General features: G+C 68.8%; 12 protein-coding genes. 1 reads left to right on the plus strand and 11 read right to left on the minus strand.

All coding sequences use genetic code 11. The annotated features are described in order from the left end of the window. Positions 1 to 6 precede the first annotated feature (6 nt). From B7P44_RS34810 to B7P44_RS34860, 11 genes are all read right to left on the minus strand, one after another. A complete protein-coding gene (locus B7P44_RS34810; protein ID WP_084910601.1) occupies positions 7 to 9,087 on the minus strand; it encodes a hybrid non-ribosomal peptide synthetase/type I polyketide synthase in 9,081 nt (3,026 codons plus the stop codon). 14 nt (positions 9,088 to 9,101) lie between these two features. Continuing rightward, entirely contained in the window at positions 9,102 to 9,797 is a 696-nt protein-coding gene (locus tag B7P44_RS34815) for a hypothetical protein (RefSeq protein ID WP_084910603.1), read from the minus strand. Positions 9,798 to 9,902: 105 nt separating this feature from the next. Then, positions 9,903 to 10,130, minus strand: a complete 228-nt coding sequence (locus tag B7P44_RS34820) for a hypothetical protein (RefSeq protein WP_084910605.1) — start codon at positions 10,128 to 10,130, stop codon at positions 9,903 to 9,905. Positions 10,131 to 10,886: 756 nt separating this feature from the next. Next, a complete protein-coding gene (locus B7P44_RS34825) occupies positions 10,887 to 12,794 on the minus strand; it encodes a tetratricopeptide repeat protein (RefSeq protein WP_193834339.1) in 1,908 nt (635 codons plus the stop codon). A 55-nt stretch (positions 12,795 to 12,849) separates the two neighbouring features. Next, positions 12,850 to 13,365 (minus strand): DUF7868 domain-containing protein, encoded by a 516-nt coding sequence (locus B7P44_RS34830; RefSeq protein WP_133117994.1) that lies wholly within the window; start codon positions 13,363 to 13,365, stop codon positions 12,850 to 12,852. Next, the gene (locus B7P44_RS34835) at positions 13,362 to 14,162 is read right to left on the minus strand and encodes a DUF2182 domain-containing protein (RefSeq protein ID WP_084910609.1); all 801 of its coding nucleotides are present in this window, start codon (positions 14,160 to 14,162) and stop codon (positions 13,362 to 13,364) included. Before B7P44_RS34835 ends, B7P44_RS34830 begins: the two co-directional genes overlap by 4 nt. A gap of 12 nt (positions 14,163 to 14,174) precedes the next feature. After that, positions 14,175 to 15,809 carry a tyrosinase family protein gene (locus tag B7P44_RS34840; protein ID WP_084910611.1) on the minus strand — a complete coding sequence of 545 codons (1,635 nt, stop codon included), beginning with the start codon at positions 15,807 to 15,809 and terminating at the stop codon, positions 14,175 to 14,177. Between the two features lie 486 nt (positions 15,810 to 16,295). After that, positions 16,296 to 16,625: a hypothetical protein gene (locus B7P44_RS34845; RefSeq protein ID WP_084910613.1), complete on the minus strand. Its 330-nt coding sequence runs from the start codon at positions 16,623 to 16,625 to the stop codon at positions 16,296 to 16,298. Positions 16,626 to 16,910: 285 nt separating this feature from the next. Next, the gene (locus B7P44_RS34850) at positions 16,911 to 17,831 is read right to left on the minus strand and encodes a hypothetical protein (protein ID WP_193834338.1); all 921 of its coding nucleotides are present in this window, start codon (positions 17,829 to 17,831) and stop codon (positions 16,911 to 16,913) included. 52 nt (positions 17,832 to 17,883) lie between these two features. Then, positions 17,884 to 18,207, minus strand: coding sequence for a TfoX/Sxy family protein (locus B7P44_RS34855; RefSeq protein ID WP_084910615.1), 324 nt, complete (start codon positions 18,205 to 18,207; stop codon positions 17,884 to 17,886). A gap of 55 nt (positions 18,208 to 18,262) precedes the next feature. Further along, positions 18,263 to 19,966, minus strand: coding sequence for a site-specific integrase (locus B7P44_RS34860; protein WP_084910617.1), 1,704 nt, complete (start codon positions 19,964 to 19,966; stop codon positions 18,263 to 18,265). Positions 19,967 to 20,228: 262 nt separating this feature from the next. Between B7P44_RS34860 and B7P44_RS34865 the strand changes: the two genes are divergently transcribed. Further along, positions 20,229 to 20,702: a sodium:proline symporter gene (locus tag B7P44_RS34865; RefSeq protein ID WP_084910619.1), complete on the plus strand. Its 474-nt coding sequence runs from the start codon at positions 20,229 to 20,231 to the stop codon at positions 20,700 to 20,702. Positions 20,703 to 20,746: the final 44 nt, after the last annotated feature.

Genomic DNA, 20,746 nt, shown 5'->3' on the forward strand with positions numbered 1-20,746 from the left:
GTGTGCTCATCGGTGGGCAGCCAGCGCGGCAAGGTCGTCGGCGTCCAGCTGGCCGGACGGATCGGGTGCCGGCACGGGCGCCGCCGCATCGGCGGGCCGGCGCGCGAGACGCACCAGCCAGGCCGCGAACCCGGCGGCCAGCGCGTCGATCGCCGCGGCGTCGAAGCGTGCGTCGTCGTAGATGAATTCCAGCCGCAGCCGGCCGTCGATCAGCATCGCCTCGACGGCGAGCGCGTGCGGCTGCGGCAGGCCGGGGGCGCGCTCCGCCCCGCGCAGCGGGCAGCCCGGCCGCCACGAGACCAGCCGGAACGGCGCGTCCACGATGCCCGTCAGCTGGCCGAGCCAGTTCAGGCTGACCTCGGGCCGGTGGCCGGCCGCCAGCGCGTTGCGCGCATCGTCGGGGCCGAGATGGCGCAGCGCGCCGTAGTCCGCGCCGCGGTTCGGGATCGCCAGTCGCTGCGCGCGCACCGCCGCGAGCGCGCCCGCTTCCGGCACGCCGGTCAGGTCGAACCAGGCCGGATGGCGCGCCGTGAACCAGCCGACCGTGCGCGCGGGCTCGGGCTCGCCTTCCGGCGGCGTGCGCCCGTGACCCTCCAGCTCGACGTACAGCAACGGCTCGCCGGTGCGGCCACCGAGCGCGAGCGTCAGCGCGGCGAGCAGCAGGTCCTCGACCCCCGCGCCGGCGTGCGCGGCCGGGCTGGCCACGACGTCGCGCGTGTCGTCGTCGGACAGCGTCAGCCCAGTGGACGCCGGCGCGCCGGTTCCGCCGCTGCCCGTCTGCAACGGCAGCGCCGGCGGCGGCAGGCCCGTGCTCAGCGCCCAGTACTCGACCTGCGCGAGCGCGTCCGGCGATGCGGCGCGCGCGGCGAGCGTGTGCGCCCATTGCCGCAGCGACGGCGTCTTCGGGCCGAGCGGCGCGTCGGGATCGCGCAGCAGACGGGCGAGATCGTCGAGCAGGATCGCGCAGGACACCGCGTCCGCTATCCAGTGGTGCATGACGATCAGCAGCCGCGGCAACGCGCCGGGCGCCCCGTCCAGCCAGCCGAGCACGAGCGGCGACGCGGCCGGATCGGCAAGCGCCTGCAGGCCGGTCAGTGCGTCGCGGGTCGCGTGGCCGGCCGGAAGGCGGTGCAGCGGCGGCGGCTCGACCGCGCCGTAAACCTGCACGGCCTCGCCCGCGTCGATGCCCGCGCGGATGCGCAGCCCGTCGTGCTGACGAAGCAGGCGAACCCATGCGTCGACCACCCGCTCCGGCGTCACTGCGGCGTCCAGCTCGAGCAGCAGCGACAGATTCGCGTGCGGGCGCAGGCCCGCGCCGAGCGCCAGCCAGCGGTGCTGCGCGGGCAGCAGCGGCACGGGCCCGGCCAGCACGCCCTGCTCGGCTTCCGTGTCGACAGCACGGACCCACGGCGCCAGCGCCGCGATCGTCGGGTGACGATAGAGGTCGCTCGCCTGCAGGCGCAAGCCGTCCCGATGCAGCCGCGCCACCATCCGGATGCCGAGGATGCTGTCGCCGCCGAGTGCGAAGAATTCGTCGTGCACGCCGATGTCGGTCCGGCCGAACAGCTCCCGCCAGACCGCGACGAGCGCCGCCTCGATGCGGCCGGTCGCGCCTGCGCCCGCTTGCGGCCCGGGCCCGGCTTCGCCCGCATGCCAGTCTGGCGCGGGCAGCGCGTGGCGGTCGAGCTTGCCGTTCGCAGTCAGCGGCAGGCGGCTGCAGCGCACGATCTGCGCGGGCCGCATGGGGTCGGGCAGGCGATCGCGCAGCGCGCGTGCGAGCGACGCCGGATCGGCGTGCGCGCCGTCGCCGGCCACGTACGCGACGAGCACCTTGCCGCGCACCGGATGATCGGCGGCGACGACCGCGGCCGACGCGACGCCCGGCAGCGCTTCGAGCGCCGCCGCCACCTCGCCCGGCTCGACCCGGTATCCGCGAATCTTCACCTGGTCGTCGGTCCGGCCGAGGATCGTCAGCGTGCCGTCGGCGTTCACGCGCGCGAGGTCGCCCGTCGCATAGAGCGGCCCGTCGATGCCGCTTGACGGCTGCGGCCGGAAGCGCGCGGCGGTGTCGTCCGGACAGCCCGGATAGCCGAGCGCGACTTGCGGCCCGCCGACGTGCAGCTGCGCGGGCACGCCCGCCGGCGCCGGCCGGCCGGCATCGTCCAGAAGGACGATCCCCGCGCCGGCGAGTGGCGCGTCGAGGCGCCACGCGTGCGCGTCGCGCGCCCACTCGCCCATCGCGACGCCGACGGTTGCCTCGGTTGGCCCGTAGTGGTTCATCACGCGCAGCGTCGGCGGCGCGATTTCCAGGAGCCGGCTCAGCAAGCCGGGCCGCGCCGGTTCGCCGCCCAGCACGAGCAGCCGGCCGGGCAGCAGCGACGGATCGGGCGAGCCGGCCAGCAGCGCCTCCAGATGCGACGGCACGATCTTCAGCAGATCGACCGGGCGCCTGCGGTGGGCGGCGGCAAGCAGCAGCGGATCGCGCGCCGCCGCGTCGGACTGGATGCACAGGCAGCCGCCGTCGAACAGCGCGGGCAGCGTCGCCGTCAGGCCGAGATCGGCCGCGACGGTCGAAACCAGCCCGCATGACAGGCCGGACGCCTCCCCGATCCTCGCGAGCAGGCCCTGCAGATACCATTCGACCGCCCGGTGCGGAACGGCGACCGGCTTCGGCTGCCCGGTGGAGCCGGACGTGAAGAGCACATAGGCGACGTCGTCCGGATTCGGCACCGGCCAGGCGCGCGGCGCATCGCCACGATCCGCTTGTGGCAGTGACGGGCATGCGAGCGTCGCGCAGCCATGCACGGCCGCGTCGACGGGCGCGGCCGCATCGTGCAGCACGAGCGCGCAACCGGCACCGCGCAGCATGTCCGCGACGCGCCCGGCGGGCGTCGCGGGCTCGATCGGCACCCATGCGCGGGCCGCCTTCCAGCACGCGAGCATCGCGACGGGCAGCGCCTCCGTCCGCGACAGCAGCAGTGCGACGGGGCCAGGCGCCACGCGGGCCCCGTCGATCGCGCCGGCGACGGCGTCGGACCAGCGGTCGAGCGCGGCGCGGGTCAAGCGCGTATCGCCGTCGACCGCCACCACCGCCGCCTCGGGCGCGCGTTCGAGATGGCGGCGCCAACGTGCCGCGAGCGGCTCGGCGCGCCGGCCGCCCGCGGCGACCGTCGCCCAGCGGGCGACGTGTCCGGCGCCGTCGTGCAACGGCCGATCGGCGCCGTCAGCGAGGCTGCCGAGCAGCGCCAGGTATTCGTCGGCGAGCCGTTGCGCGCGATCGCCGTCGAACAGGGCTTCGTCGTAGTCGAGCTCGACCGTCAGCCCGTCGCCGCCGTCGACCACGTTGCAGGCGAGATCGAAGCGGCCCGCGCCGACCGTCAACGGGCGCAGGCGCGCGCCGACGGCCGCGCCGAAGTCGACCCGCGGCGGCACGCGGTCGAGGTTGAACGTCACCGGCACGAGCAGCGGCCGCGCCGGGTCCCGCGTCAACGCGAGATCGTCGACGATGTGCGCGAATGGATAGTCGGCGTGCTCGAGCGCATTCATCAACGCGGAGCGGGTGCGTGCGAGCAGCGCCGCGGTACCGTCGGCGGCGTCGGCATGCAGCCGGATCGGCAGCAGGTGCGTGCAGTAGCCGACGAGGCGCTCCGCGCCCTCTCCCGCCGCCGCGCGTCCGGCGAACGGTACGCCGATCACCATGTCGGCCGCGCCGTGCCGCGTCAGCAGCCACGCGAAGCCCGTCAGCAGGACGGCGAGCAGCGACGCCCGCTCGGCCGTCGCGCGTTCCCGCAGCGCGCGGGTGGACGCCGCATCGACGCGCCGCACCGCACGCCCTCCGTGGAACGCGCGCAACGGCGGGCGCGGCGCGGCGATGTCGATATCGAGACCGGCGGGCGCGTCGGCGAGCCGTGCGCGCCACCAGTCGCGCGCAGCCGCCCAGCGGCCATCGCGCCCGGCCTCCCGATGCGCGTCCAGCAAGCGGCGCAGCGACGCCGCGCGCGGCAGCGGCGCGCCGCCATGGCACGCCGCGATATCGGCCGCCAGCACCTGCAGCGAGAAGCCGTCGACCGCCGCGTGATGGCCGAGCAGCAGCAGCGCGTACGCACCGTTCTCGAGCGCGAACAGCGTCGCCCGCAGCAACGGCGGCGCCGCCAGATCGAACGGCACGGCCATCCGCCGCCGCACCTCGGCGTCGAGTTGCGCCGCATCGATCGCGCAGGTCGCCAGCTGCAGCCGTCCCGGCGCAGTCAGGCGCAGCGTGCCGGACACGGGATCCATCGCCGCCCACAACCCGTCGTGCCGGGCGGCCGCCTCCTCGACCGCCCGGCGCAGCCGATCCGCGTCGAGCGGCCCGTCCAGATCCAGCAGCAGCGGCAACGCGTACGCGACGGCGCCCGCCGGGTCCATTTCCGCGAGCGCCGCCAGCTGGCGTTGCGCGCGAATCATCGGCAGCGCGTCGCGCTCGCCGCGGGCCGCCGTCCCGGACGCGTCCGGCACGGGTTCGTCGCGGCCTTCGTCCAGGATGCCGCCGTCGCGCAGCGCGGCGACGGTGTCGGCGACCGCCGCCGCCAGGCGGTCGCAGTCCGCGTCCGTATGCGCGGCGGACAGGAAGCAGGTCCGCCCCTCCCACACGTAGATGCCGCGCAGCAGCAGGTGATAAAAGAACAGATCGAGATTGCGCGCGAACACGAACCGGAACACGGAGCCGAAGCGCGCGACCCCGATCGGCGTGCCCGCGAGCGCCTGCTCGAGCCGCGCGTGCAGGCGTGCCGCCCGGTCGTTCAGCCCGACGTACAGCGCGTCCCCCCGTCGCTCGATCTCCGTCAGCACGGCGATGCACGCGTCGATCGACAGCGGATTCTTGTTGAAGGTCCCGGCGAACAGCGTTGTCTCGGCGGCGGGCGCGCTGTCGTCGCCGTAGCGCCACGCGCCGCCGTCCACCGCCGCCATCACGTCCGCGCGGCCGGCGAGCGCACCGATCGGCAATCCGCCGCCGAGGATCTTGCCGTACGCGACCAGGTCCGCCTTCACGCCGAAGTACGCCTGCGCGCCGCCCGCCGCGATCCGGAAGCCGGTGATCAGTTCGTCGAAGATCAGCAATACGCCCGCCTGCTCCGTCAGCGCGCGCAGGCGATGCAGGAACGCCGCCGGCTGCAGGTCCGGCCGCCGGCTCTGCACGGGCTCGACCAGCACCGCCGCCACCTGCCCGAGCTGCGCGGCGAGCGTGTCAAGGCTCGCTTCGTCGCCGTATTCGAGCACCAGCGTGTCGGCGACCGCGCCCGGCGCCACGCCGGGCACGGCGGGCACACTGCCTGCCGCGGGATCGGCCGGATCGGCCGCCTCGGCGAGGACGCCATCGAAATGGCCGTGATATGCGCCGCGAAAGATCACGACCCGCTCCCGCCCGGTGACCGTGCGGGCCAGCCGCAACGCGACCATCACCGCCTCGGTGCCCGAGTTGACGAAGGCGACCCGGTCCTGCCCGGACAGCCGCGCGATGATGGCGGCCGCCTCGCCCGCGCGATCCGACTGCGGACCGAGACGCAGCCCGCGCGACAGGCTCTCACGCAGCGCGGCCGCGACGAAATCCGGCGCATGCCCGAACAGCTGCACGCCGAAGCCCATCGAGATGTCGAGGTAGCGGTTGCCGTCGACGTCCTCGAACGTCGCACCCGCCGCCGAGCGGCAGACGATCGGATACAGCATCTCCTTGATCGACGGACGAAAGCCGGCGCTTGCGCGGCTGTCGGCCATCACGTCGCGATAACGCTCGGCGAGTGCGCGGGAGCCCGCCGTGCGATGCGTGTAGTCGCGGATCAGCTTGTCGAGGTGGGCGCGCCGGCGCGGCGACAGCGCCTCGCGAGCCGTGTCGGCGCGACGCGTGGGGCCGGCCGCGCGGGCCGCAACGTCGGCTCCGGCCAGGTCGGCTGCATCGGCCGTTCCCGTGGCGGGCGGCTTCGTGCGGACGTCCTCGGCCTGTCGGCCCTCGATCAGCGCCAGTTGCCGGCGCATCAGGTCCAGCTGCTCGCGCACCACCTGCGCGACGAAATCGGCCGGCGCCGACGCGGCCGGCGCCGGTTCGCGCGGCGCTTCCGCCGGTGGCGGCGCCAACGCGGCGAGATGCGCGGCCAGTGCATCCATCGTCGACAGTTCGTCGAAGAACGCGCGCACCGGAATGCGCACGCCGAAGGCGGCTTCGATCTTCTTCGCGGCCGTGAGCAGGACGAGGCTGTCCGCGCCCATCTCGACGAAGGGCGCCGCCGGATCGATGCGGTCCGGCGACGTTTCGAGCACCTCCGCGAGCGTGCTGCGCAGCCGCGCGCCGATATCGGCCGTGCGATCGTGCGACGCCGCGTGTTGCGCGGCTGTGGCCACGGCGAGCGATGACGGCAGCGGCGGCGCGTGCGCGTCGCTCGCCGCGATCGCGCCGGACGACGCCGTCATCCCCGCGACGACGGTGCCGTCCGCGAGCAGCGGGAACGACGCGTCGTCGAACGGATAGAGCGGCAGATCGGCGTGCGTGCGGCCGGGCCCGTCGATCGCGCGCCAGTTCGGCGTCACGCCGCCGACCCACAGCGCGCCCAGCGCGCCGAGCAGCGCCTCGCGATCGCACGTCCCGCGCGTCAGCGACGGCACGACCTTCAGCGCCGGCGCGGACAACGGCGCGAGCCTGCTCAGCAGCGCCGACGGCCCGATCTCGAGCCCGAGCGCGACGCCCTGCCCGGATACCGCCCGAACGCCGTCCGCGAAGCGCACGGGCTCGCGCAGATGGCGCACCCAGAATTCGGCATCCAGCACCGTCCCGGCCGGCAACACTGCGCCCGTCCGGTTGCAGATCATCGGCAAGCGCAGCGCTTGCAGCGGCACTTGCGCGAGCGCCGCGCGAAACGCGTCGAGCACCGGGTCCATCGCGGGCGAATGGAACGCGGCCGACACCGGCAGCGGCCGCGCGGCGATTCCTGCCGCCGCCAGTCGCCGCACCGTTTCCGCGAGCGCGTCCGCGTCGCCTGCTACCGACAGCTGCTCGGGCCCGTTGTCGACCGCGATGACCGCGCCGGGCGCGAGATGCGGCGTCACCGCGGCGGGCGCGGCGGCAACCGCGACCATGCCGCCCGGCCGCGCCAGGGTTGCCGTCAGCCGCCCGCGCAGCGCGACGAGACGCATCGCCGCATCGAACGGCAGCGCGCCGGCCGCGACCGCCGCCGCGAAGTCGCCCAGGCTGTGGCCGATCACGATGTCGGGCTCAACGCCCCAGGCCGCCCAGTGCCGGGTCAGGCCGACCTGCAGCGCGACCATCAGCGGCTGGGTCGCCTCGGTCCGGCCGATCTCGTCGCCGCCGCGTTCGAGCCAGTGCACGATCGGCAGGCCGGTGATCGACGATGCTTGCTCGAGCGTGCTGCGTAGCGCGCTGTCGCCGTCGAGCAGCCCCGCGGCCATGCCCGGAAACTGCGCGCCCTGGCCCGCATAGAAGAACGCGAGCGGCGGGCGGCGCCGGGGCGCCGCTCCGCGCGCAACCGCGCCGTCCTGGGCGCCCGTGGCCGCACGCTCCAGCGCGGCGGCCAGGGCGTCCGCATCCGAAGCGACCACGGCGAAGCGCTGCTTCAGCGGGCTGCGCGCGACGTGCGACGCAACGGCGAGACGGGCCGCGCCGGCCCGATCGCCGCGCACGCGCTCGGCGCTCGCGGCGGCGAGCCGGTTCAGCGCGGCGTCGCTCGCCGCCGACAGCACGAGCACGTGCGGCCATCGCGTCCCGGCGTGCGCGTCGCGCCGCTCGGCAAGCTCGGACGGCGGAGCGGCGGCGATCAGATGGCAATTCGCGCCGCCGAAGCCGAACGAGCTGACCGCGCCGGTCGCCGGCCGCCCGCGGTCGGGCAGCGGCGCGAGCGCGGTGGGCACCGCAAGATTCAGCGCCTGGAAATCGATGTGCGGATTAGGCGCGTCGAAGCCGAGGCTCGCGGGAATCTCGCGATGCCGCAGGCTGAGCGCCAGCTTGATGAGCCCCGCGACGCCCGCCGCCGCCTCCAGATGCCCGATGTTGCTCTTGACCGAGCCGACGGGAAGCGGCTCCGCGCGCCCGTCGATCGCGCCCAGCACGCGGCCGAGCGCCCGTGCCTCGATCGGATCGCCGAGCAGCGTGCCCGTGCCGTGCGCTTCGACGACGTCGACCTGTTCCGGCGCGATGCCGGCCGCGTCGATCGCCTGCCGGATCAGCGCCTCCTGCGCCCGCGCGCTCGGCGCCGTGATGCCGTTCGACTGGCCGTTGTGATTGACGGCGGAACCGAGCACGAGCGCGACGATCCGGTCGCCGTCGCGGCACGCGTCCGACAGACGCTTCAGCACGACGGCGCCCGCGCCCTCGCCGCGCCCATAGCCGTCGGCGGACGCGGCGAAGGGCTTGCAGCGCCCGTCGGCGGCGAGCATGCGCGCGCGCGAAAAGGCGACCGACGCATCGGGACGCAGCATCAGCGACACGCCGCCCGCGATCGCGAGCTCGCATTCGCGCGAGCGCAGCGCCGCGCAGGCCAGATGGACCGCGATCAGCGAGGACGAGCACGCGGTGTCGACGACGAGGCTCGGCCCCATGAATCCGAGCAGATACGACAGGCGATTGGCGAGCACACTCGTCGCGTGCCCCGTCGCGGTCGACGCGCCGATGGCCGCGAGGTTCGCATGCGAGCCGCCGAATTCGCCGTTGCTGGCGCCGAGAAAGACGCCGACGGATTGCCCGCTCAATCCCCAGCCGGGCATGCCGGCGTCCTCGAGCGCCCACCATGCGGTCTTCAGCATCAGCCGCTGGCGCGGGTCCATTTCGCGCGCATCGCGTTGCGACAGCCCGAAGAACTCGGGATCGAACCGGTCCGCCTCGTCGATCGTCGCGGCGCGGCGCGTCAGGATGCGGCCGCGCGCGTCCGCGTCCGGATCGTGCAGCGCGGCCGCGTCCCAGCGCTCGGGCGGCACGTCGCGCACCGCGACGCGGCCCGCGCGCAGCAGGTCGAGAAAGGCCGCGATCCCGACGGCGCCCGGGAAGACGCAGCCCATCCCGACAATCGCGATCGGTTCAGCCCGAGACTGGTTGTCCGTGTTCATCGGCGGCCTCGGCTTCAGCGCTGGTCGTGAACGTCGTGACCGATCTGGCGGAGGATCGAGGTCTCGGTCTCCTGAAGCGTGTCGTGAATGCCGGCCCAGATCCGTTCGCCGTCGTCGGCGTGCGATCCGGAAGCGATGCGGCTCTGCAGGCGGCCGATCAGTTCGAGATCGGCCATGCGCTCGCCGAGCGCGAAGCCGTGCACGCGGGTTGCGCCGGCGAACGTGCCGTAAAGCGCGAACGGGCCGTTCGTCATCACGGCGGCGGCCTCTCGCGCGCGCTCGAGGAACCGGCCCGCGCGCGCGGGATCGACCTTGATGTTCAGGTAATACAGATATTCGGCCGGTGCGTCGCGCGGCGGCACGGGCGACAGGCCCAGATCGATCCGGTTGAGGACCGACGTGCTCATGTCCAGCACGCAGTTCTGGAATTCGCCCAGCCTGATCGCGCCTTCGTCGCCGTAGACGTCGGCCATGACCTTGTCGAGCGAGACCATCTCGTCCATCGCGCCGAGCGAATCGAGCGGAACGATGATGTACACCGCGAGCGACGGGCCCGCGACGGTTGCGTAGGCGCTCCACTCGAGCCTCGCCGGATGCTGGCGATACGCGAAGGCAACGTGGCGGGCCAGTTCCTTGAACGCCTCGTATTTTTCGCGCCGGATGGTCGCACGAACGAACAGGCAAAGCGGGGCTGGAAACGTCCAGATCAAGGGCGGACTCGCATGGGCTCGTGAGTGGAATGCGAAGGACGCGGCGCCGTTGCGACGCGCCCTTCGCGCGCGATCACTGCTGTTGCTGCGAATGCTGCGGGAACCTTACTTCTCGATCTTCAGCAGGACCGCGCCGCTCCAGTCAGCGCCGCCGTTCGCGACGTGGACGTTCAGGCAGTTGGTCGACTCGACCCACTCGAGCGTGGTGACCGAACTTCCAAGATCGGCGCCGTCGGCCCGCAACGTGCCGTTCGGATCGGCCAGGAGTTTGGAGCGATAACCGGGATCTTTAACAGCTCTGCCCAATGCGGAAACGATGTCGTCGTATAGCATGTCAACCACCTCACTGTGTGAATGGGAAAAACCTCGACTTCGGAATGACTCCGGCGAGAATTCATCATGCAAACGCGAGAAAATTCCCGCCGAACCTGACACCCGCACATCCAGACGCGATCAACTTCACAATTAAAATGAATCAACCGCTTATTGACATTTCGCTCAACAATGGGCCGCCTGCTTGAATTTCTCATTATCGGAGCAGGCGAAATACCACTGCCAGCGCAGCGAGATTAGCACAACAGTAGACGCTCCCGAAAATCCAGCAGGAACATTTTTTCGTTAATTCCGATTTTCTTAATGTTCGAGGCCATCGCATCGATAATCGCTTCATTGTTCCGAATCGATTGATGCGCCAGTTGAAAATGCCGACCACCATTTCGGCGTTCGTCATCTTAATTAAATGCCTAAATTATTGAAAATCCTTCTTTCAACCGTCGGCGGCTCATTCGTGATCGTCGGGATCGCTTGCGTTTCAGACCTGAAACGTTTCTTACGTTTTGCAGACGTCCCGCTGACATCTCCAGGAGAAAACGTCCGGCGCATCAACGATTTGAAAGCGTTGGCACGCTAATAGCTATATACGCCGTACAAGTCGAGCGTCGCGCTGTCGCGCTCGCGTCGCAGCGTGCCGCTCCCCCCTTCGCGGCCTGCGTTGCGGCGCCGCCGCAGCGCGGCGCGCCGGCTTGTGCAGGCGCACCATGCGTCATTCCGAAAATCCGGAGCGCGTCGACCGCCTTCAGGTTCGTTTATTTACATACGATCGAGCGACAAAGCGCAAACATGATCGGCGGGCGGACAGTATTCGGCGAGCCGTTTCCGGGCGCTGTCGTAGTCGTTTTGTTGTTCGGGTGTCAAATTCCCGATCCCTTTTCTTTCGTAAGCCTGCGTCAAGCCGAAATACGCCCAGCCGTTGCCTTTGAAATTCGTGTACAGGTCACGATTCGGGTCGTCGCCGCCGAGTGACGCGTGGAGCGCGTCGATCGCGTTGTCGTATCGGCCGAGGTCGATCAGAAGCGCGGCGAGGGTCTGTCTGACCGGCACCATCCAGTATGGCGGCTCGTCATAGTTCATCGCGTCCTGCTGCCTGACCGAGCGTTCGAGAACGCGTACGCCGCTTTGCGCGTCGCCTTTCATCTGGTCGATCCGCGCGTGCGCGACCGATTGCATGATCTGCGCTGCCTGGTGACCCATCACTTCTTCGCGCCGCTCGTTCCTGAAAGCGATCACGTCCTTCTCGAGCTGCGCATACGCACTTCGTGCGCCGCGTTCATCACGTTTGCGGACGTATGCAAGCACTTGTGCGTAGTCCCAGGAAATGCGTACATAGCGCCAGTCCTTTTCCTTCCCGTCAGGCGGCGGCTGCTGGATGATCTCGTCCGGCGACATGAAATACGGCAGCGATTGGTAATAGACGCCACGATAACGGTCGGTCCGGAACGTCACGCCCTTGCCTTCCGAACTCCGGAGGCGATCGGCGGCCCAGTTCATGTCCTCGACGTTGCCGGTCATGATCGCCGAAGCAAGCGCGAAATGGATGTTGTGCCGGTAGTAGCCCCAGCGGTAACGGTCGCCGTCCGGGTGATCGATGCCGCCCGTGAGCCTGGCGTCGACCTTGCTGAAATAGGCTTCGTCACTCGCCGTTGCATTCCGGTTCGCTTCGAACGATTTGAGGTGGTCGCCGGTGCGGTAATAGATGTGCGACGGCATATGGACCAGGTGGCCCGCACCGGGCGCGAGGTCGGCCAGCTTGTTCGCATAAGGCGTCACGGCGTTCGGCTCCGTCGACCCCTCGCGAATATGAATGTACCAATGGACGAGTCCCATGTGATCGGCGTGGTCCTTCAGCCCGCCTTCGACCGCATCGACTGCCGGCGGAATGGCCGGGTAAGCCGCGTTCCCCTGATGGTCCCAGTATTCCCAGGGCTTGAGGTTCATCACGGCATCCGCATACTGGGTCTGGATGTCGGGATCATCCGGGTAGCGGTGGGCCAGCGCGGTCATCGCGTCGGCATAGTCCTTGTTGCGCCGGGTCTGGCGCTCATGCTCGCCGGGAATCTGCTGATGCGCTTCATAGCGTGGCAGCGCCGCCTCGACAAGCGCGCGCTCCTTCCGATCCGCATCACGGATACGCAGCGCGTCCTTGAGCATCTGTTGCGCGATCCGGCGGTCCTGTTCCGGCTGATCGAGCTGATTGATGTTCACGCCCAGCGACATCGCGATCCCCCATCGGCACATGACGCAGTCGGGGTCTCGCTTGAGCGCGGCCCTGTACGCGCGGTACGCCTCGCGAAAGTTGAACGCACAGTAGAAGCGCAAGCCTTGATCGAAAAAAGCTTGCGTCTCCGGGTTTGCCGTCTTGATTGGTTTCGTCAGCGTCCCGATTTGGAAATCCGTCGGCGGCTCGGGATCGTTGGCCGCGATGTCCGACAGCGAGACCGAGGCCTTGCTGCCGGGCAGCGCGCTCATCATGTGCTCGCTTTCCATGCCCTGCATGCTGTGAACCGCCGCGCCATGCACGGCGCCGCTGGATGCGGACATCGCGCAAGGCGCGCTCAGCAGCGCCACCAGGCCGATCGCCCCGGACAGGCAGGCTTGCCTCAAGCCGCTTCGATGATTGCCGTCGCCGCAGGAACGCGAGCGATTGTCGGTTGCTCCCATTGCATGCTCTCCCCGCGCGCCATGGGAGGCGCGTCGCGTGTTCAGAACACCGCTTTCAAGCGTTGATATGTTCGACGCATATGCATAGTCGACCGATGTGAATCGCGACGCCGCCGGGAAGCGCATGTCGAGGACGTATCGACACGCAGAAAAACTCTTCCACGGGCACGGTCGCGTTCTGCAGCAGCGCGGCGTGCGACGTGATGTCGAGGGAGTAGAGCAGCCCCTCGCTCGAATCGTCCGAGCTTGCCCGCCTGAGTCCGAACAAGCCGACGCTGGCCAGATAGGTGTCCTGGGGGTGGCCGGCATGGGCTGAGCTTTGGGTCCGCAGAAATGCTTGCAACACGGTCGCGTCGTGCGTGCCGCGGACGTGCTCCAGCATCAGGTAGAAACGGAACAGGGATGCGTCGCCGGCGTGGGCGGCCTGCTCGGATGCCAGTGCGACGACGGCCGGGCTGTCGATGCGTAGCTGGACCACCACGCCGTCGCCTTGCACGAGGATTGGCGCGTCGCTCGATGCAATCACACGCAGCGAGCGAAGCGAGCCTGTCACGTTGGTTGGGTCGGTCATACGAGTCCATGTTCCCGAGCTTGGCGTTCAGGGCGTTGCCCCCGTTGACGCAGCACGCGCAACTTGACGTGCACGATTTCGCGGCGCAGCCAAAGGCCGGCCGTGGGAAGCCCCCTGAGCCGCCATGCGGGCATCCTCGGTGGGTCCAGCCGCTCGCAAAACGCCAGCGCCGAAACGACGGCCATCGCCGCCAGTTGCCATCCAGGCAGCAGGACCGTCGCCAACATCAGCGCCCAGCAAGTGCCGACGCACCACAGCCCGTGCCGCAGCCCGAGCCGAAGGGCATCGACATCGGCCTTCAGCCCGAAAGGCGACAGCGGACGGTGCGCGTGACAGCGATTGAGGCACCGCTGCTTGAACGGCGAGACGTGCCAAACGCAAGCGACTAGCGCTGCCAACGCGGCCGGACCGTACGAATTCGCCATCGCGTCTCTCACGGCCGTTTCAAGCGCCGTCATCGCCAGGCCCGCCATTACCCAGACGGCCATGAAGCCCAGCAAGAACAGTGAAACGGCACGCCAGCGTCGGCTGGCAAAGGTGCTGACACGAATGTGCACGATGGCAGGCAGCGTCATCGGGCCCATCATGGCCACGATCATCAACAGCCAACCGCGGCTGGCCGACAGCATCCAGCCTGCGGTCAGCCACGTGGCTCGTTGCGTCGAACTGCACAACGCGTCCGACAGCCCCCCTTGCCCAAACCCGAGCGACGACGCGGCAATGGCGATCCAGGCAGCAGCGCTTGCTCCAAGAACACCGAACTGCACGTGGGCAAGCTCACGCCGATTGAGGATCACGACGCGCCCCGCTCAATCGGGCTGCCGATAGACGCTCACCCGGCCTACCTCGATCGTGCCTTTCGGAGGCAGCGCGCGTCGCGCCAGCAGGGTAACGGTGATGTTTCCGCTCGGCAGCTGGTCTTCCAGATACAGTTGGTCCAGCAAGCGAGAGATGTCCAGGACGTAGGTCAAGCCGTCCCCGCCATGCGCACCATCCGCCGTGCTTGCGCGCCGCAGGCCGAACAGCGCGATCGCGCCGGCCTGATGCGCGCGCAGAAGCGCCGGACTGCTGGCATCGGCGGGCAGGTTGACATAGACGCCCAGCACGGTCGAATCCAGCGTGCCGCGCACGTTCTCCAGCTGGAGGTACACCCGATCGGGCGGCGCCGAGAGCGACGCTTGCGCGAGACTCTTGATCACGCGCGCCTGGACATCCGCGTCCAATCGCACACTGATGGGCCCGGTGCCGGCTCCCGAGATCTGAACGGCGCCGACGCTGGCGCCCAGCAGCTCGGCAGGCGCTTGCGTCGCCCTCGGGCTGGGCGCGCGGTGCGCTACCGTGGCCGGGAGGCCGGCGACGCCCAACTTCTGCAGTCTCAGCAGCAGCGGCGCCGTCGCGGCCTGGACGGCCGTGGCAAGGTCCTGGTAGGTGTAGTCCAATGTGGCAAGGCTGGTCACGTCCCGGGGGACGAACTGCCAGCTTTCGCCGCCCGGCATCGGGACCACGAACAACTTCACGGGGCCTTTGAGCCAGTCCGTGTCCTCGGGGTTGGCGTTGCCCGCCGCGTTCCACGAAGCCCACATACGGTCGATGTTGCAGTGATGAAGGTAGAAGATCGGGTCCAGTCCCGCCGTGCCGGGGTCGGCCATCAAGCCGAAATCGGTGTCGCTGATCTCGCCCCCCGTGTACACATGGACCAGGTCGTGCGGATTGTGTTCCATGTTTCCGTGGTGGCGGCCCGAATGGGAAAACTTGGTAACCGGACCACCGAATCCCGGCAGCGGGGTTGACTGATCCGACCCGGTGTAGAGGTCGTTGGTCATGCAGGCTTGCGTCACGTCCTCGTTGGGCATGCCGGAACCCTGCTCGTTCGCCGGCCCCCGCGTGTCCGTGGGGATGTAGATGTCGCCGTTTCCATCCGGCCCATACCGCATCGCCACATACAGAGGATTGGGCGTGGTTCCGTCGGGCATCGTCTGCTGGGCGAAAGCCGGCGGCATCTGCGCGTCGGCGCCGTGCGCTCCGCCAAAGTAGTTCCAGTAAGGGAGCGCCCAGGTTGCGGGGCCGCCCAGGCTCACGATGTCGGCGCGCAACTGAGCCTCGAGCGCCAGCAGATATCCGCGGTGCCATGGCAGGAAGTACCAGGTGCCATGCTGGCACTGATTCCAGTACCGCTCCCGGGTCGCCAGGTCCGGCACCGGCGTGGTCGGCACGCTCGGCGGGCTTTTGATCTGGCTCCATCTCGGATAGGTGTCCGGAGGAATCTTCCTGGTCGTATCGGGCGTGATGTACTCGCCATGAATGGCGGCGAAGAACCACCAGCTGGCCGGGTCGTCCAGCGCTCGCTCCATCATCTTCCCGACGCCCCTCGCGTACCAGAGGAGATCCTCATTGTTGAAATCACCGCCCGCATTCCAGGCGTCCTTGCGAACAAAGCTGGCCATTTAAAGGTCTCCTTAATAATTTGCACTCGATCCGCGAGCTTGAAACGTCGACGCAGGTTTCGTCCGGTTGCTTTCTCTTTATCGACGAAATCGCCGTCCGGCGCGCATGAACGGCTTCGCGATGCGCGGAGGGATTCCGTAAGTGAAATCCCTTGCGGACGGAACTCGAGTCTAGGATAAGCGTCGACGGCTTTTATTCAGACAAATACGCATTGAAATTCGCGTTGCTTTTGCTATAAAGCTAGCCCGGGTTCTGCGATCGCAGATTGGATTGCGCGAGAGCGGAGAAATGCGAGACTCGCCTCGAATCGATAAGCGGTCGGCATATTCCATCTCCCCGATACATCCCCCCGCATCGGTCGGCTCCGGCTCGCAGCGCGCACGCTGCCGGCGTACGCCTGCGCGGCGCTGGCCGCGTTCTCTGCACTGAATGAGCTTCACCGTGACTTTCACGATACCGAGCACGGAGGTCGAGAGCGATGCGCGCTATGGGGCAAGCGCTCGTTGCATAAACTGCTTGATCATTGCCTCCACAACAGTTTGATCTGCTATTGAAAACAAGGGATCATGGATTCTGCTTGTCGTGCAAAGCAACTTATATATTCTTGCCCCGCTCTCTGGAGAAACCTTCACCACCACGGCCTCGTCCGAATCCGGGTTTATCGTGGCAACGGGCTGCTTGTTCTCGTCAAGTAGCATGCCATAGCCAACCTCTGCCCGGGCCGCCCCCTTGCCGCAGGCTACTTTCGCAAGCGCCATCGATTGCTGAAAGGTGAGCCCCTCGAGCGTGATCGGCTGTTGGAAGATCGTGCGCACCCAAAGTGAATGTCCGCCGAGCCTCGTCTGGAGCAGACGATGAAGTCGGATTTATGCAGTCCGTCACGGGAAAACCCGATTTTTTTCCAAAATTCCTAGTATCTGGATCGGACATATTCGTCGGGTCGTTCCCGACGTAAGCGCCCCCGTTCAGGTCATCCTTGTACTCGATCGGATCGGTCTGGAAGAAACGTCCGAACCGCGGCGCCGGCGTACCATTCGTCTCGCCAAACAACCCATATACCTGACCGCTCGTCATCGCACCGCTTCCGGGAACGGCAGCGCCTACCGCGCGCTCTGCTGCCGCTGGATTTCCTTCGCCTTCATCTGCAAGTAGTCCTGCCGGTCCATCTCGTGGAGCTGCCGCGCGTACTGCTCGGTCGCATCGAACCAGCGCGCGAGACGCTGGTCGAGCGGCTTGTCGAGCGTCCCGAGGTACGCGTCGATCGCGAGGTAATAGCGCATCGTGTTGCGCTCCAGCAGCCCGCGCACGCCGCCGATGTACGCGGGCGGCGATGCGGCGGGCGCGCCGGCGACGGTGAAGCCGACCTTGTCGCGTCCGATGGTGCCCAGATAGGCCTTCATCGCCATGCGGCCCATCGTGCCGAAGCCATACGCGTACGTCAGATGCAGGAACGTGCGGGTATCGCCGACCGGGATCGCTTCCAGCGCGATGCGATAGTCCTTCGTGCTCATCGGCCCGCTGTCGGCATCGAGATTGACCTGGAAATAGCCCGGGGTCGCGGGCGACGCACGGTAACGGAACGTCAGGCGATAGGTGTCGTCCAGCTTCTGCTCGACCTTCCTGCCGAGGTTGACGTCGAGCGTCGCGCCGTCGCTGTTCGACGATGCGCGGCAATACTTGACGTTGAGGTGCAGGATCAGGACGTCGCACCAGTTGGCCGGCCCCCGAACGGGGTCGTTGAGCCTGCCGTCGACCACGCCGAACGGATAGTCGACGACGGCGTAGATGTCGCCCCGCAGCGCCGACTTCCCCTCCGACGATTCGAGGGTCAGCGGACGACGGAACGGGTTGTGCTTCAGTTGCTCCGACAGGTCGTGATAGCGGTCGAGCAGCGTCGCGGCGGCGTCCGCGCCGAACGACAGCGCGCTCCAGCACAGACACCATGCGGCGAGGATGGCGTGGCATCCCGGCCGGAACAGTCGGAACGGCCCGTTTACTTCGGTATTTTCAGCGGTCGACATGTGCGTGCTCCGACCGGCGGCGCCGGTCATGAACAAGCTTACCCCTTTTGCATCAGCGCTTGCGCGGCTTCGGCGGCGGCAGCTGCGCGGCCGTGATCTGGATCAGCCGGGACAACCATTCGTGCTCATCCCAGCGCTCGCCCGAAATGACGAAACACGGCTTCGCGCCCGGATACGGCGGGCCTTCGTCGCATTCACCGAGAAAGGCCTTGCCGTCGGGCGTCGGCTTGACGAACAGCTGATCGTCGCAGACGAGCGCCACCATCTTTCCGTCGCAATAGATGCCGTATTCGCCGAACATCTTCCGCGCCGACACGGCGCCGGCCGCCGCGATCTGTTCGACGATGAAATCCACGGTGCTTTGGCTCGATGCCATGCGTTTCCTCGAAACAAGTCAGGTTGATGCGACGCACGATGCGCTTGCGCCCCCGTCACTTTTCCGCCGAGAACGCGTCCGACAGCTGACGCGCCCGTTTCACGTCGTCGCCGTGCAGGTAGATCGACGTGGTCGAGATCGACGCGTGACGCAGATTATCGCGCACGGTCGTCAGCTCGGCGCCGCGCGCGAGCGCGTGGGTCGCGTGCGTGTGGCGCATCCAGTGCGGGCTGGCTTGCCGCAGCTTCGCGGCGAGCGCCGGGTTGTCCGCGTCGACGAGGCCGGCCGTCTGCCCGAAGAAGCGCTGCAGCACTTTCCAAAGCCGCACGCTGGTGATCGCGGCGTCGCCGTCCTCGGTCAGGCTCGGGATCAGCGGCGTATCGGGCCGCCAGCGGCTCGGCGTGACCGGCAGGCGGCGCGCGACCAGATGGCGGTCGAGCGCCGCCCGGGCCAGCGGCGGCAACGCGACCCTGGCCGCCTTGCGCCCCTTCCCGACGACCTTGATCCACGGATCGCCGTGCGCATCGGTCTCGATGTCGCCGAGCGTCGCGCCGACCAGCTCGCTCGCGCGCAACCCCGTCGCATAGCCGAAGTCCAGGATGAAACGCAGCCGCTGCGCCGCCGCCGGCTCCCAGCCGTACGACCATTCGAGCCCGTCGGCAATCGTCCTGACGAGCAGCCACTCCCCTTCGGTAAACGCATGCGACGTGTCGAGCACAATCGACCGGCGCGTATCGCGCACCTTGACGCCGGCGAACGGATTCGCGAGCAGATAGCGCTGCTCGATCAGCCAGCGGAACAGCGCGCCCAGCACGGACAGCGTGTACGCGGCCGAGCGCGCCGACAGGCCGCCGGAGAACGGGCGCCAGTCGGCCGCGCCGCGCGGCCGGACCGGCCCGATCCAGCGTTCGGCCGGCGTCGGGCGGCGCAGGAACGCGCGGTACGCGACCGCGTCCTCGGTGGTCAGCGACGACAGTGCGCGGCCGCGCTCGACGATCGCCCACAGGATCAGCCGCTCCGCTTCCTTCCGGTACGCGCGCCGGGTCGCCGTCGATTCGTGCAGCGACAGCCACGCCTGCACCGCCTGGTAGTCGTTGTCCGCGTCGAGCGTGCAGGTGGCGCGCGGCGCGCGGAAGGTCCCGGCCGACCCGTCGACTTCGTGCGGCAACCGGAGCTGTTCCCACGGGACGATGCCGCTCGGCGGCGACACCGCGACGAGCGCCCGCGCGCGCGCCGTCAGTTCCGGATGCGCGGCGAAGAATGCCTCGATGCGGCGTGCGCTGGTCAGGCCGAGCCCGGGAACCGCCTTCCACCACTGGCGACGGCGCGGAATCCGCACGGTGAGATCGGCCAGCGTCGCAATGCCATGCGCCCGCAGCGCAGCGACCGCCCGGGCGGGCAGCCAGTCGTCGACCGCATCGCCGATGTGCGGCGACGGCGCGCGCGCATGCCGCAGGATCTCGATCGCTTCGGCGACCGCTTTTGCTTCCCGTAAACGCTCACCTTCGGGGTGCGCCAGCACGTCCGCGAGATCGGGCCGGCGCGCTGATTGCGCGGCGCGCACGAGGCGGCGGCGAATGCCGCCGAGCACACCGCGCGCCGAGCGCCGTGCGCCCAGCCGGTCCGGCAGGTAGCGTTCCACCGCGTGACGGACGGTCATCCCGGCATACCACGCGCGCAGCGCGGCAAGCTCGTCGGCATCGGGAAAGCCGGCGGGAGCGGGTTCGGTCGGGCGTGGCGGGAACGGGAGCGGGTTCATTCCGTCAGTGTGGCATAAAAATGATCGCATTAAGATAACTTTCATTATCTTGATGAATCGATTTTCATCCAAAACATACCCACACGAAAATACGCGTCACATCGGCGCTGTCGCGCGATCCGGTTCCTGCCGGCATTTTCGATCCGGATGCCCGGATTTCCGGGCTCAAGGCATCGGATACCGACTGCCGGATGCGTCAGAATGAATCACCCGCGCAAAGCAGGCGCGTCACGAATCAACCGACCGCCAAGGCAGGCGACACATGAAACCGGGCGCTTCGATCGGAATCCTCTGGGCAGCGTTGTGCGCCGCCATCGGCTCGACATGGGTGGAACTGCTGTTGTGGTGGCTCCACGGCGACGACGCCATTCGGAACCTGTATCGCGACGCGCGCCTCACGGCCGCCATCGTCATGGGCCGACGCGTGCTTGGGCCGCCCGCCGGCTTCGAGCCGCTCGTCATGGGCATGGCGACGCTCGTGCATTTTTCTCTCTCGCTCGCCTACACCGCCGTGCTGGCGGTGGCGATTCGCCGTCTGTCGCTTCGGCCTGCGCTGCTCGTGGGGGCCGTGTTCGGGCTTCTTCTCTACGTAATCAACCTGTACGGTTTCACCGGAATCTTCCCGTGGTTCATTCCGGTTCGCGGCGCCATCACGCTGGCGGCCCATCTGACATTCGGGATCATGGCGGCGGCAACCTACCGGCTTGCCGGATGGTCGACACGGCGTCGGTTGTGACGGGGCCCCGGACGAGGACCGAATGGTCCTGCGCCGGGCGCGTT

The sequence above is a fragment of the Burkholderia ubonensis subsp. mesacidophila genome, assembly GCF_002097715.1.
In the GTDB taxonomy this organism is placed as follows: Bacteria; Pseudomonadota; Gammaproteobacteria; order Burkholderiales; family Burkholderiaceae; genus Burkholderia; species Burkholderia mesacidophila.

Excerpts from the sequence above, each read along its gene's own strand:
- B7P44_RS34810 (WP_084910601.1), bottom strand. The coding sequence starts at position 9,087 with ATGAACACGGACAACCAGTCTCGGGCTGAACCGATCGCGATTGTCGGG.
- B7P44_RS34820 (WP_084910605.1), bottom strand. The coding sequence starts at position 10,130 with ATGCTATACGACGACATCGTTTCCGCATTGGGCAGAGCTGTTAAAGAT.
- B7P44_RS34825 (WP_193834339.1), bottom strand. The coding sequence starts at position 12,794 with ATGGGAGCAACCGACAATCGCTCGCGTTCCTGCGGCGACGGCAATCAT.
- B7P44_RS34830 (WP_133117994.1), bottom strand. The coding sequence starts at position 13,365 with ATGACCGACCCAACCAACGTGACAGGCTCGCTTCGCTCGCTGCGTGTG.
- B7P44_RS34840 (WP_084910611.1), bottom strand. The coding sequence starts at position 15,809 with ATGGCCAGCTTTGTTCGCAAGGACGCCTGGAATGCGGGCGGTGATTTC.
- B7P44_RS34850 (WP_193834338.1), bottom strand. The coding sequence starts at position 17,831 with ATGTCGACCGCTGAAAATACCGAAGTAAACGGGCCGTTCCGACTGTTC.
- B7P44_RS34855 (WP_084910615.1), bottom strand. The coding sequence starts at position 18,207 with ATGGCATCGAGCCAAAGCACCGTGGATTTCATCGTCGAACAGATCGCG.
- B7P44_RS34860 (WP_084910617.1), bottom strand. The coding sequence starts at position 19,966 with ATGAACCCGCTCCCGTTCCCGCCACGCCCGACCGAACCCGCTCCCGCC.
- B7P44_RS34865 (WP_084910619.1), top strand. The coding sequence starts at position 20,229 with ATGAAACCGGGCGCTTCGATCGGAATCCTCTGGGCAGCGTTGTGCGCC.